Annotated in this window: 12 protein-coding genes and 6 tRNA genes; 17 read left to right on the top strand and 1 reads right to left on the bottom strand. The window is 49.1% G+C overall.

Features of this window, described 5'->3' with window-relative positions; all coding sequences use genetic code 11:
* The first annotated feature begins 171 nt into the window (after positions 1-171).
* The 6 genes from AC0YN3_RS31840 to AC0YN3_RS31865 all read left to right on the top strand — a co-directional run bounded on the left by AC0YN3_RS31840 (position 172) and on the right by AC0YN3_RS31865 (position 762).
* A tRNA-Met gene (locus tag AC0YN3_RS31840) sits at positions 172-248 on the top strand.
* Positions 249-270: 22 nt separating this feature from the next.
* Positions 271-346: transfer RNA gene (locus tag AC0YN3_RS31845), tRNA-Val, on the top strand.
* 34 nt (positions 347-380) lie between these two features.
* Positions 381-457 (top strand) — tRNA-Asp (locus AC0YN3_RS31850).
* A 16-nt stretch (positions 458-473) separates the two neighbouring features.
* Positions 474-549: transfer RNA gene (locus tag AC0YN3_RS31855), tRNA-Phe, on the top strand.
* A 37-nt stretch (positions 550-586) separates the two neighbouring features.
* Positions 587-671, top strand: a tRNA-Tyr gene (locus tag AC0YN3_RS31860).
* A 15-nt stretch (positions 672-686) separates the two neighbouring features.
* Positions 687-762: transfer RNA gene (locus AC0YN3_RS31865), tRNA-Lys, on the top strand.
* Positions 763-909: 147 nt separating this feature from the next.
* Here AC0YN3_RS31865 and ssuE read toward each other — a convergent pair.
* Complete coding sequence (ssuE, locus tag AC0YN3_RS31870) at positions 910-1,461, bottom strand: NADPH-dependent FMN reductase (protein WP_475778861.1); 552 nt, start codon at positions 1,459-1,461, stop codon at positions 910-912.
* Positions 1,462-1,643: 182 nt separating this feature from the next.
* Between ssuE and AC0YN3_RS31875 the strand changes: the two genes are divergently transcribed.
* The 11 genes from AC0YN3_RS31875 (at position 1,644) to hisD (ending at position 12,432) form a co-directional block, all read left to right on the top strand.
* Complete coding sequence (locus tag AC0YN3_RS31875; RefSeq protein ID WP_475778862.1) at positions 1,644-2,591, top strand: glycosyltransferase family 4 protein; 948 nt, start codon at positions 1,644-1,646, stop codon at positions 2,589-2,591.
* 176 nt (positions 2,592-2,767) lie between these two features.
* Positions 2,768-3,910 carry a PucR family transcriptional regulator gene (locus AC0YN3_RS31880; RefSeq protein ID WP_475778863.1) on the top strand — a complete coding sequence of 381 codons (1,143 nt, stop codon included), beginning with the start codon at positions 2,768-2,770 and terminating at the stop codon, positions 3,908-3,910.
* 89 nt (positions 3,911-3,999) lie between these two features.
* Complete coding sequence (locus AC0YN3_RS31885; RefSeq protein WP_183570767.1) at positions 4,000-5,121, top strand: ABC transporter ATP-binding protein; 1,122 nt, start codon at positions 4,000-4,002, stop codon at positions 5,119-5,121.
* Positions 5,122-5,300: 179 nt separating this feature from the next.
* On the top strand, positions 5,301-6,239 hold the full coding sequence (gene hprK / locus AC0YN3_RS31890; RefSeq protein WP_475778864.1) for an HPr(Ser) kinase/phosphatase: 939 nt from the start codon (positions 5,301-5,303) through the stop codon (positions 6,237-6,239).
* Between the two features lie 21 nt (positions 6,240-6,260).
* Positions 6,261-7,262, top strand: a complete 1,002-nt coding sequence (gene lgt, locus AC0YN3_RS31895; RefSeq protein WP_475778865.1) for a prolipoprotein diacylglyceryl transferase — start codon at positions 6,261-6,263, stop codon at positions 7,260-7,262.
* A 23-nt stretch (positions 7,263-7,285) separates the two neighbouring features.
* Complete coding sequence (ppaX, locus tag AC0YN3_RS31900; protein WP_475778866.1) at positions 7,286-7,957, top strand: pyrophosphatase PpaX; 672 nt, start codon at positions 7,286-7,288, stop codon at positions 7,955-7,957.
* On the top strand, positions 7,944-8,477 hold the full coding sequence (locus AC0YN3_RS31905) for an acyltransferase (protein ID WP_475778867.1): 534 nt from the start codon (positions 7,944-7,946) through the stop codon (positions 8,475-8,477). The genes ppaX and AC0YN3_RS31905 overlap by 14 nt, the downstream gene beginning before the upstream one ends.
* Positions 8,478-8,672: 195 nt before the next feature.
* Entirely contained in the window at positions 8,673-9,902 is a 1,230-nt protein-coding gene (locus tag AC0YN3_RS31910; protein ID WP_475778868.1) for an ATP phosphoribosyltransferase regulatory subunit, read from the top strand.
* Positions 9,899-10,543, top strand: coding sequence for an ATP phosphoribosyltransferase (gene hisG / locus AC0YN3_RS31915; protein ID WP_475778869.1), 645 nt, complete (start codon positions 9,899-9,901; stop codon positions 10,541-10,543). The genes AC0YN3_RS31910 and hisG overlap by 4 nt, the downstream gene beginning before the upstream one ends.
* A 35-nt stretch (positions 10,544-10,578) precedes the next feature.
* The gene (locus AC0YN3_RS31920; RefSeq protein WP_475778870.1) at positions 10,579-10,794 is read left to right on the top strand and encodes a hypothetical protein; all 216 of its coding nucleotides are present in this window, start codon (positions 10,579-10,581) and stop codon (positions 10,792-10,794) included.
* A gap of 351 nt (positions 10,795-11,145) precedes the next feature.
* Positions 11,146-12,432: a histidinol dehydrogenase gene (gene hisD, locus AC0YN3_RS31925; protein WP_475778871.1), complete on the top strand. Its 1,287-nt coding sequence runs from the start codon at positions 11,146-11,148 to the stop codon at positions 12,430-12,432.
* Positions 12,433-12,738 lie beyond the last annotated feature (306 nt).

Here is a 12,738-nt window from a genome sequence, read left to right on the forward strand (position 1 = left end):
ATCGGTCGAGGGCTTATCCTAAACACGTTTGCCGTGACCCATACATCCGGTAGACAGCAGCAGTAAAGGTTCAGCAAACCTGATCTTTCGTATCCAGTTTTCAGGGCGTAATGTTCTGACTTTGCAAGCGTCCCCGAGCGCTGCATCGACAATGATTCGGGGGACAAGCGTGGCGGTGTAGCTCAGCTGGCTAGAGCGTACGGTTCATACCCGTGAGGTCGGGGGTTCGATCCCCTTCGCCGCTACCATTACCTTTTTACCGTAATATATGGAGGATTAGCTCAGCTGGGAGAGCATCTGCCTTACAAGCAGAGGGTCGGCGGTTCGATCCCGTCATCCTCCACCATATTTACTTATTCGGTTCGAGACCGAATCCACTTGGAGCTGTGGTGTAGTGGCCCAACATGCCTGCCTGTCACGCAGGAGACCGCGGGTTCGAATCCCGTCAGCTCCGCCATTTTTCTTTAAAGTAAGGCTCGGTAGCTCAGTCGGTAGAGCAGAGGACTGAAAATCCTCGTGTCGGCGGTTCGATTCCGTCCCGAGCCACCACTTTATTTTCCGTTTAACGGGAAATAATGAATAGCATGGAGGATTAGTGAAGTGGCTAAACACGGCAGACTGTAAATCTGCTCTCTTCGAGTTCGGTGGTTCGAATCCATCATCCTCCACCAGTTTTTTTACATCATGAGTCATTAGCTCAGTTGGTAGAGCACCTGACTTTTAATCAGGGTGTCGTAGGTTCGAATCCTACATGACTCACCATTTTTTTAAAACAACCATCGCAACCGATGATCTTATGATCTTCGGTTTTTTTGATTTCATAGCCGAAAAAGGTGGACACCGAGGCGATTAAGCCTGCTGGGTGTCCACCTTTTGTCATGCAATCATACATTTATGCCGATCAATGATTTATTTATGACGAAGCTCAAGCTCGCGTGCCAACTCGTTTACTGTTTCATTAAGACGCAGCGTTAGCTCTTCATTAATCTCGAATACGGGGGCTTCATTCGGCTCCTGCGTACGGTTGATTTGCGAATCAACAGCGTATACGCCGCTAACATAAATTTTGGCGCCCATGGATGCAAGCACGGGCTTAAGGGAATAGTCAATAGAGAGAAGATGCGCGATCGTGCCGCCAATAAACAGCGGAGCAATAATTTTGTTATCGAGACCTTTTTGAGGAAGAAGATCCAGGAACGTTTTTAGAACGCCTGTAAATGATGCCTTATATACGGGACTTGCGATAATAACAGCATCTGCATTTGCAACAAGCTGGTTCGCCTCCACAATGGCTGGGCTGCCGAAACGGGCATGAATAAGATCCTCAGCCGGCAGGGATACAACGGTAATCGTATCGACTGTCAGGTTGTGTTCTTTGAGTTGCCGTTCGACGTACTGGGTAATTCCGTTCAAACGTGATGAAGCATTCGGACTTCCGGAGATAATAACAATGTTCGGCATAGGTAGGCTCCTCTTTGATAAGTTCAATATTAAAATACATTAATCCGATAAGTAAACTTTGGATAAATTCTATCACGAATGCGGGCAACGGTCAAACGGACAAAAAACGGTTTCTTGTATTTTATCGGTATAAGGGAACAATGTATATACGGATTCAAATTATAGATAAAGGGGTAGTTGCAATGATATACGGAATAGCGGCTTTTATTAGCTTTGCGATTGTGTTTGCAAGCGTACCACCGCTTCGGATTCTTGCGCTGCGCCTGGGCTTTGTTGACCGTCCTACTCAAAGGAAAATACATAATAAGCCGATTCCACTTATGGGTGGAGCGGCTATTTTCGTTGGCTGCGTGATTGCCATGTTTGCATGCATTGGATTTACCCCGCTAACATGGACCATTGTCTCTGGAGGTACTGTCCTTGTCATTGTAGGTCTTCTTGATGATGCCTCAAAAGCGAAAGGAAAAGAGTTCCCCGTATGGCCACGCGTCATCCTTTATTTGGGTGCAGCGTCGATTCCGACTTTATTTCATATCCATATCGCAGGAATTGCAAATCCATTTACAGGTTTGTTTGTTTCCTTTCCGGATTGGCTGTCTTGGCTGACAACGATGATATGGGTATTCGCTTTAATCAATATGATTAATTTTATCGATGGTGTTGATGGTCTTGCTTCAGGAGTGTGCACGCTATCAGCGCTTACGCTGTTGATTGTTGCTCTAATTAAAGGACAGCCCAGCACAGCCATTCTTGCCATCATTGTGGCGGGAGCCTGCTTTGGCTTTCTTGTACATAATTTCTATCCGGCGCGAATATTCATGGGCGATGCGGGCGCCACCTTTCTGGGATTCACGTTAGCGGTTATCGCGGTAGACGGTACGTTTAAAAAAGCGACCTTCATTACGCTCCTTGTTCCGCTTCTTGCGCTTGGCCTGCCTATATTCGATACGATTTACGTCATGATGCGGAGACTTATAAGCGGTAAAGGCCTGCACCGTGCAGATAAGCTGCATACGCATCACCTTTTAATGAAATGGGGACTCAGCCAGGTGCAGACTGTTTCATTCCTTTATTTGATCGCGGCGCTGTTTGCGCTGCTCTCCATCATTCTTTTACTTGCGATAAGCTGAATTAAACAAGCCTATGTGGTACAATGACGGAAAAAAGCGATATTCTAACGAAATGTTGAAAAAGCTTTTTTACATTAATCCGCTTATATGGAGCTGCTAATCATCATTCGCGCGGCTTCCTGCATCATGGGGATGCCGCATAGCCGCTAACGCTTGTGGAGATTGGAGATAGAGAAATGAGCACGACAGACTGGTTGAAGCCACTGGAGCACATTTTGAACTGTCCGGTACATGCTGTTTCGAGATCGATAGCGGAGTGGAATGATCTAATAAGCAACGCTGACGAGCTGTGGTTAGGCGAGCACTCGGCACCTTCACCCATAGAAGGCCAGCGCGTAGAGAAGGATAATAAAACGTGGATCGTTATTTCATCTAATGAATATGAGGTAAACCTGCTTGAATTGGAAGGCTCTGCGCTTCAAGCTACGGAGAAGGAACTGATTAGCTGGACATTGCAGTTGAATAGGGGAACGGTGGCTGAGAAGAGAAGCGCGGCGCTCTCGGAGACGGAAAGACAGGCAATCAAGCTTAGCGAATGGATTCAAAAGCAATTGGAAGCAGATGAACCTGCTTATTCACTACCCGATCATTTAACGGTTGGCAGCCGGCTGTTTAATGAGATGATTCCTTTTTTGCTCGTTACCGAGCAGCCTGGCACGCAGCAAGCTACTTATGCCGATCTGGAGAAGCTGCTTCGCTCCTTTATGTCGGATGACATTTTACTGATTCCGCTTAAAAGCCAGGAATGGCTTATTTGGGGTTCTATGTCATTGCTAAGAGACGAGGATTCTGACGCTTTCGAGGAGCAGGAGGAGGAATCCCTTGAGGAGAGTCTCGCTTCAATCGGTTTTGGGCTGCATGAGATGCTTGCCAGCGAGTGGATCGGAGAATGCCATTTAGCTGTCGCCCACCCGGCGTCTCCGGCTAAAGGCATCATTGAAACGACAATGCTGTTAAGGGAAACGATTAATCTAGGCCGAAAATTCCATGTAGGCAGGAACATTCATTTGCCATGGATGCTGCAGCTGGAGCGCTTATTGAATGCGATCCCTGAGCTTCAGCGCGCCAAATATTTGGAGCAGTCTCTAAAAAGAGCAGATTTGTTCGTGGAGTCTGAAATGCTGAGCACGCTTGAGACATTTTTTACGCTCGATTGCAATGTCAGTGAAACGGCTAAGAAATTATACATTCACCGCAATACGTTATTATATCGCTTGGATAAGCTTAAACAGGAAACGGGACTCGATGTGCGACAGTTCAGAGATGCCGTTCTAGTCAAAATTATATTGCTATTGTACAAAGTTACGAAAAGAAATTAGTTTTTTTGTAAAGTATGTGCATAGTCACAAGCTCCTCGGTGGGATAAGATATAGGCATATCGAAATTTCTTTCTAGGGGGAAAATTATCATGGCAGGCGTACGTTTAGAAGGCATTTACAAAAAATACCCGGGTACTGACAAAGCATCGGTTACTGACGTTAACTTAGATATTAAAGACAAAGAGTTTCTCGTATTGGTCGGACCATCAGGTTGCGGTAAATCGACAACTCTTCGTATGATTGCAGGCCTTGAAGAAATTTCGGAAGGCAAATTGTTCATCGGCGACCGCCTTGTGAATGACGTTGCTCCTAAAGACCGCGACATCGCGATGGTATTCCAATCCTACGCGTTGTACCCGCACATGAACGTATACCAAAACATGGCCTTCGGCCTTAAACTTCGTAAATTCAAAAAAGCAGACATCGACAAACGCGTTCGTGAAGCTGCTAAAATTCTAGATATCGAGCATTTGCTTGACCGTAAGCCAAAAGCGCTTTCCGGTGGTCAACGTCAACGTGTCGCTCTAGGGCGCGCAATCGTTCGTGAGCCGCAAGTATTCTTGATGGATGAGCCGCTTTCCAACTTGGACGCGAAACTTCGTGGACAAATGCGCGCGGAAATCAGCAAGCTTACAAAACGTCTTGAAACAACAACAATCTATGTAACGCATGACCAAATCGAAGCAATGACAATGGGTGACCGTATCGTTGTTATGAAAGACGGTTTCATTCAACAAACGGCTTCTCCAGAAGAGCTTTACAACCACCCAGTAAACATCTTCGTAGCGGGCTTTATCGGCGCTCCTTCGATGAACTTCATCAGTGGTTCCCTGACAGAACAAGGCGGCGCGCTTCGCTTCAAAGCAAGCGGCGTAGACGTAGTTGTTCCTGAAGGCAAAGCGGCATCGCTTCGCTCAAAAGGTTACATCGGCAAAGAAGTCGTTCTGGGTATTCGTCCAGAGGATCTTCATGAAGAGCCAGTTTTCCTTGAAGCTTCTCCGCAAACGATCGTTAACGCGAACGTGGAAGTTGCAGAAAACCTTGGTCACGAAATGTACCTATACCTGAACGGTATCGGCACTGACACGGTTATCGCTCGTGTAGACGGCCGCTCTGGTCTACGTGACGGCACAAGCGTTAAGCTTGCGCTTGACATGAACAAAGTACATTTGTTCGACAAAGCTACTGAACTTAACATTTTCGAAGCTTAATAAATAGTATGGAGAAAGAACGGTCGGACTATCCGGCTGTTCTTTTTTTTGTCTTGCTAGAAATCGGCGCAGGCAAGCGGAGCAAACGTTGCGTTCGAAGACGTTTTCCTTTACGATGAAGACATTGGAAAAAAGCATACATACACTTACGCAGTTGTCATATGAGGGAGGCTAGAGCGATGCCGAAGAAAGTGAAAGTATCTGAGCTCGTCAAGCAGTTTCAGCTTGAAATTATTGCTGGCGAGGATGGGATGAAGCGTGCAATCACGGTAGATGATTTATATCGCCCGGGTCTAGAAATGGCTGGTTATTTCCATTACCATCCGAGTGAGCGCGTTCAGCTGCTGGGCAGGACGGAAATCTCGTTTTTGAATATGCTTGGAAGCGAAGAGCGGAAAGACCGAATGGTTCGGCTTTGTAACGAGGATACGCCTTGCATCATCCTGACTAGAGGACTAGAAGCGCCTCACGAGCTCGTAGAACAATGCAACGAAATTCAAATTCCGCTCCTCCGCAGCCAGATTGCGACAACTATTCTCTCAAGCCGAATCACGGATTTTCTCGAAAGAAAGCTAGCGCCCACGGCTACTATCCACGGAGTGCTTGTTGACGTATATGGCGTAGGCATGCTTATTACGGGCGGTAGCGGCATCGGTAAAAGTGAAACGGCGCTGGAGCTTGTTAAACGCGGACATCGCCTGGTCGCTGATGATGCGGTAGAGCTCATGCAAACCTCCGACTCACAGCTGCATGGCAGTGCACCGGAGCTTATCAGGCATCTGCTTGAGATTAGAGGCCTCGGCATCATTAATGTCATGACTTTATTCGGAGCAGGCGCGGTACGGACGCAGAAGCGCATTGGCCTTGTCATCAAGCTGGAAAACTGGCAGCAGGACAAGCAATATGACCGCTTAGGCCTAGACGAGGAAACAACTCGCATTATCGACACCGATGTCCCGCTTGTGACGGTACCCGTACGTCCCGGACGGAACTTAGCGGTTATTATCGAGGTAGCAGCCATGAATTTCCGGCTGAAACGGATGGGCTACAATGCCGCGCTGCAGTTCACGAATAAACTAACGGAAACGATTGCCGACGATATGGATGAATATGATTGAACCTAAAGGGGATATAAAAGAATGAAGACATTGTTATTGAATCCAATCGCCTTCAGCCTAGGATCAATTGAAGTGCATTGGTACGGCATTATTCTAGGAACAGCAGCTCTCGTTGGGTTGCTGCTCGCCGTGCAAGAAGGCAAGCGCTTCGGCATTAAACCTGATCTGTTTATGGATCTGCTGCTTCTAGGCGTTCCCTCTGCGATCATTGGCGCACGGATTTATTACGTAGCGTTCAAATGGGATGATTACAAAGGCAATTTGATTGACGTCTTTAAAATTTGGAATGGCGGAATCGCCATCTACGGAGCCATTATCGGAGCCTTTATTTGCGGCTTCTTTTATTTCCGCTACAAAGGCTACAAGTTCTGGCGACTTGTCGATATCACGATTCCGGGCATGCTTGTCGGACAAATGATCGGACGCTGGGGCAACTTCATGAACCAAGAGGCTTACGGTGGTGAGGTAAGTGAAGACTTCCTGCGTAATACGCTTCATCTGCCATCTTTTATCGTAGATCAAATGCTCGTTGAAGGCGTATATCGTCATCCTGCGTTTTTATATGAATCCATATGGAGCTTGGTCGGGCTTATTGTGTTGTTCGTTTTGCGCCGTCAACGGTTTTTGCGCGCGGGCGAGCTGACAGCTACGTACTTCATCTGGTATTCCATCGGCCGTTTCTTCATTGAAGCGCTTCGTACCGACAGCTTGGCATTTAGAGGGCCATCATGGCTTGCTTCGTTTATCAATGGACTATGGACGCCGATGGAAGTCTTATTCAAACAGGGTTATCTGGATCCGGCTTATGGAAATATTAGAATTTCGCAGGCACTTGCTTTGATTCTTATTGTAGGAGCTGTCCTATTCATCATTATACGGAGGAAGAAAGGTTATGCTTCCGCTTATTATCTCGATCCGGTTACCACAAGCAAACCAGAGCGCAACGGTGGCAATGACGCAACGATCTCAAGCATTGCCGATTCTACAGGTGCTAAAAAAGAAAATGACGACAGTAAACCTTAAGCGTAATTCAAGGAGGCATTAACATGACGAGCATGATCAAAACGATGCTGTTCGATCTGGACGGCACCATTATCGACACCAATGAGCTCATCATCCGCTCGTTCATAGAATCACTGCAGGGCATAACGGCTGAAGGCTTCGGCAGGGAGCATATTATTCCAAGCATGGGTCAACCGCTAACCGACCAGATGAAGCTTTTTTCGGGCTTAGATGATGTTACTCATTTAGTAGCAGCTTACCGTGAGGTGAATTTGCGGCTTCATGATGAATATGTGAAGCCATTCTCCTATGTGAACGAGGTCATTGAGCGTTTGCATAAACAAGGGATTCAAATTGGCGTCGTTACGACCAAAATGAGGTTAACGACAGAGCGCGGCTTGAAATACGTTGGCTTGTATGACTATGTGGATGCCATCGTCACAATCGACGATGTCGTTAATCCGAAGCCGCATGCAGAACCAGTCAGCAAGGCTATTGGTTTGCTCGGTGCCGATCCTGCGACTACCATGATGGTAGGCGACAGCACCGTAGACATCGAATCTGCTCTTGCTGCGGGTGCTCTGGCGATAGGAGTAGCTTGGTCATTGAAAGGCGAGCAGAAGCTGAAGGAAGCAGGCGCGCATGCTGTCATCCATGACATGCGCGATCTTTATTCATATGCAGGAATGGAGCGGGAGACGCTTGCGCAAAGTTGATCGGTATCCAGTGGAAGGACCAAACGCGCTGTGGCAGGTGTATACGACAGTAAGCCGAATTAAATCGGTTCGTAACTTTATCTTTATCCAGCTCGCGCGATATTGCCCCGTCCTTCCCCTTAAAAATTGGATTTACCGCCGAGTGCTCGGTATGAAAGTTGGCGAGCATACCGCTTTTGCGTTGATGGTTATGGTAGATGTTTTCTTCCCAGAACGCATATCGGTTGGCAATAATACAATTATCGGATATAATACAACAATTCTGACTCATGAGTATTTGATCAAGGAATACCGCTTGGGCAATGTTTCCATCGGCTCCCATGTGATGATAGGCGCCAATACGACGATATTGCCAGGCGTTACGATCGGCGATCACGCAGTGGTGGCGGCAGGCTCTGTCGTTCATAAGGATGTCCCTGCTTATGCGTTTGTAGGAGGCAATCCGATGCGTGAGATCAAACGGAATGATATCGTAATGCCGAGCGATTATGACGAGAGTGCGCGCAATTTATTGAACTAATGAGCCTTGAAAAGCTTCGTCCGCGCGAGCTCGTCTCGCAGCCGGACGAGGCTTTATTTTTGGGGGATTACATTGCCCTTATCCGGTTGACGGAAATAAGTCATTCATGCTAATATTACGACTAGACCCTTTAATTTGTTAGCATGGTAACATGGTATCGCTTTAAACTACTAAAGTAAACGAAGGTGAACTTATATGTCTAAACCAAAAGTGTTCGAGAAGCCGATAGGCGTTAAAGATTATTTACCAGGCGCAGTTGCTAAGCTGCGCCATATTGAACGTGACGTACTGGCCTGCATGCAGAGCTGGGGCTACGAGCAGATTATAACGCCAACGATGGAATATTACGATACGGTAGGTGTTGCAAGCTCGACCTCGGATCAGAAGCTGTTCAAGCTTCTTAATAACCGTGGTACGACACTTGTTTTACGCTCCGATATGACGGCGCCGATCGCTCGCGTCGTGTCATCCTTATTGAAACAAGCGGATTTCCCGCAACGCTTGTCTTACCATTCGAATGTGTTCCGGGCCATCGAAGAGGAAGCTGGCCGTGAGGCGGAGTTTTTTCAAACGGGCGTGGAGCTTGTGGGCGATTCTTCGGCGGAGGCAGATGCAGAGGTCGTCGCACTGGCTATCGCTTCGCTTAAGGCTGCTGGCGTGGATCGTTTCAAAATTGCGATCGGGCATGTCGGTTTTCTTAACGGTTTAATGGAGGAGTCGCTTCCAGGACGCAAGGATGCCCAAGAGCAGCTGAAGGGCTGCTTGCTTGGACGGGACTTTGTAGGTTATCGGGAACAGCTGCGCAAGCTTGCTCTCGAAGAGACGGTGCAGCAAGAGCTTGAAGGCGTGCTGCGGCTGCGCGGCGGTCAGGAAATATGCGAGCAGGCGCTGCAGCTTAATGTAGATGAGCACGCTCGCGCATCTATTAGCCATTTGTGCGAGATTTGGGATGTTTTGAAGGCGTACGGCGTGTGTGAGCATGTGCTTATCGACCTGACGATGATTGGTGATTTTTCTTATTATACGGGTATGACCTTTGAAGGTTATGCCGCGGATTTGGGATTCCCAGTCGTAAGCGGCGGCCGTTACGACAATCTGCTTGCTCAGTTCGGCAGACCGGCTCCTGCAACGGGCTTTGCTCTTAAGACGACGCGTATTCTGGAGCTGCTTGGAGACAAAGCAGAGAATGAGATTGAGCGGACGCTCGTAGTCTACAACTCGGACGGCCGCGGAGAAGCGCTTGTCAAAGCGCAGGAGCTGCGTGCAGAGGGCGTTAACGTCGTAACGGAACGTTTAAATGAAGCAAGCAGCGCATTGGATCAAGCAAGGAGCCTGAAACAGAACTCTTTCACCTATAAAGGCGTAGCGTACACAGCATTGCTGTCGTATGACGGAAACGGAATTAAAGGAGGCAGCGCCACATGAGCGGACAGACAAAGGATATTTTGAAGGTGGCGATGCCGAAGGGCCGGATCTATAAGGTGGCATCGAAGCTGTTCCGTGAAGCCGGATTGCCGATCCCGAGCGACTTCGACGACACTCGCAAGCTGATTATTGAGCTACCTGAGGTGGGAATGGAATTCATCATGGCGAAGCCGGTGGACGTTCCAACCTATGTCGAATACGGCGTGGCGGATATCGGCATCGTCGGCAAGGATGTGCTAATGGAAGAAAATAAGGACGTTTACGAGCTGCTTGATCTGGGAATCGCCAAGTGCCGGATGTCCGTGATCGGTTTGCCAGATTGGAAGCCAACCATGAATCCTCGCGTTGCGACCAAGTATCCAAGCGTAGCTTCTGCGTATTTCAGGGAGCTTGGGCAGCAGGTAGAGGTCATTAAGCTGAATGGCTCGATTGAGCTGGCACCGATGATCGGCCTTGCCGATCGCATAGTCGATATGGTGGAAACGGGCCAAACGCTTCGTGAAAACGGGCTTGTGGAGATGGAATCCATCTTCGGCATCACTAGCCGCTTGATTGCGAACCGGGTAAGCTACCGGATGAAAAACGAAGTGATTCAAGGCTTGTGCGATCGCCTGCAGGCGACGTTGGCTAAACGGGAATAAGCGAGTATTAGGCGCTATGAGGAATATAAGGCTTTGTGCGTAAGAAGAGTGAAGTGCGGGCTTGGCGCTATGAGCAATATAGGGCTTTGATGAGCGTGGAAGCGAGAAGTGCGAGCTTGGCGCTGCGAGTGATATCGAGCTTTGAGCGTAAGAAGAGTGAAGTGCGAGCTTGGCGTTATGAGCAATATAGGGCTTTGAGCGTAAGAAGAGTGAAGTGTGAGCTTGGCGCTGCGAGTGATATCGAGCTTTGAGCGTAGAAGAGTGAAGTGCGAGCTTGGCGCTGTGAGCAATATAGGGCTTTGATGAGCGTAGAAGAGTGAAGTGCGAGCTTGGCGCTGCGAGTGATATCGAGCTTTGAGCGTAAGAAAAGTGAAGTGTGAGCTTGGCGCTGTGAGTGATATCGAGCTTTGAGCGTAGAAGAGTGAAGTGCGAGCTTGGCGCTGTGAGTGATATCGAGCTTTGAGCCTAAGAAAAATGAAGTGCGAGCTTGGCGCTATGAGCAATATAGGGCTTTGAGCGTAGAAGAGTGAAGTGTGAGCTTGGCGCCCTAAGCAATATTAGGCAATGAAGTCGTATGAGAGTAAGAGGAAGGAGTGGATAATATGCGTATTATGCGTGCAGAGGAGTTTGGATTGAAGCGCGAAGTGGAGTATGGAACTCCTGAGCAAAATGAATCGGCCTTGAGGATCGTCGCAGACGTAAAGGCCGAGGGGGATGCAGCGCTGCTGAGGTATACGGAGCAGCATGACCGGGTTAAGCTGGACGCGGCATCGCTGCGCGTGACGCAGGAGGAGATTCAGTCGGCGTACGCGAAGGTCGACGCCGACTTCCTTGCGGCGATTCGCGAAGCGGCCGTGAATGTGCGGGTGTTCCACGAGAAGCAAATGCGGACCTCGTGGATGGACCTGCAGCAGGACGGAACGCTGCTCGGGCAGATCATGCGACCGCTGAAGCGGGTCGGCGTATACGTGCCCGGAGGCAAGGCGGCTTATCCGTCGTCCGTGCTGATGAATGTGATTCCGGCACAGGTAGCCGGCGTGCCGGAGATTGTCATGGTGACGCCGCCTGCAACCGGCGGCACTGCAGGTATCGACCCGTATATTCTCGTTGCCGCCGCGGAGGCCGGCGTCAAGGAGATGTACCGGGTCGGCGGGGCTCAGGCCATTGCCGCGCTTGCGTACGGCACGGCCAGCATTGCTCCGGTCGATAAAATATGCGGACCGGGCAACATTTACGTGGCGCTGGCTAAGCGCGCCGTATTCGGTGCCGTCGATATCGATAGCATCGCCGGGCCAAGTGAAATCGTCGTGCTTGCCGACGATTCAGCCGATCCTGCGTACGTAGCCGCGGATCTGTTGTCGCAGGCCGAGCACGATGAGATGGCGTCGGCGATACTCGTTACGCCGTCGCAGCAGCTTGCTGAGGCCGTTGCCGCGGAAGTGGAGCGTCAGCTTTCCACGCTGCCGCGCCAGGACATCGCGCGCAGCTCAATAGACAGCTATGGCGCCGTGCTGCTCGTCGATTCGCTGGAAGCAGGTATCGACGTCGTCAATCAGCTAGCGCCCGAGCATCTTGAGGTGCTGACGGTTGATCCTATGCGCCTACTTGGCTATATCCAGAACGCAGGGGCGATTTTCCTCGGGCCATATAGCTCGGAGCCGGTTGGGGATTATTTTGCAGGACCGAATCACATCATCCCGACGAACGGTACAGCCCGGTTCTCTTCCCCAGTGAATGTGGATGACTTTTTGAAGAAATCGAGCCTTATCTATTACAGCAAGCAAGCGCTCTTAGCCAATGGCGAGAAAATCATGACTCTGGCGCGCCATGAAGGACTTGAGGGACACGCTCGCGCCATTGAGATTCGTTTAGAGAAAGAGCGCGAATAATAAACAATAAGTCAGTCATCAATTAATGCATACTTCCTCGGACGTATGATGGGGAGCAGCTTATGAGATAGATCCCTGTGGCACCGTCTCACCGTTATTAAATGTGCGGGCTTGTTAGTGAATGGGGTACTTAACTAGATGATGTTTGACTTGTGCATGCACCTAGACTTGTACGGTGCTTGCAATTGACTTTAGTGGTACATGTACTTTAGTAGCATTTACTTAAAATCCGACCATAGTGAATGACTTTGCACTATTAGTTACGTTGCAGAAAGTACAATGAAAACCTGACATGACATGGAGTTT

This window comes from Paenibacillus sp. J22R232 (assembly GCF_056269165.1).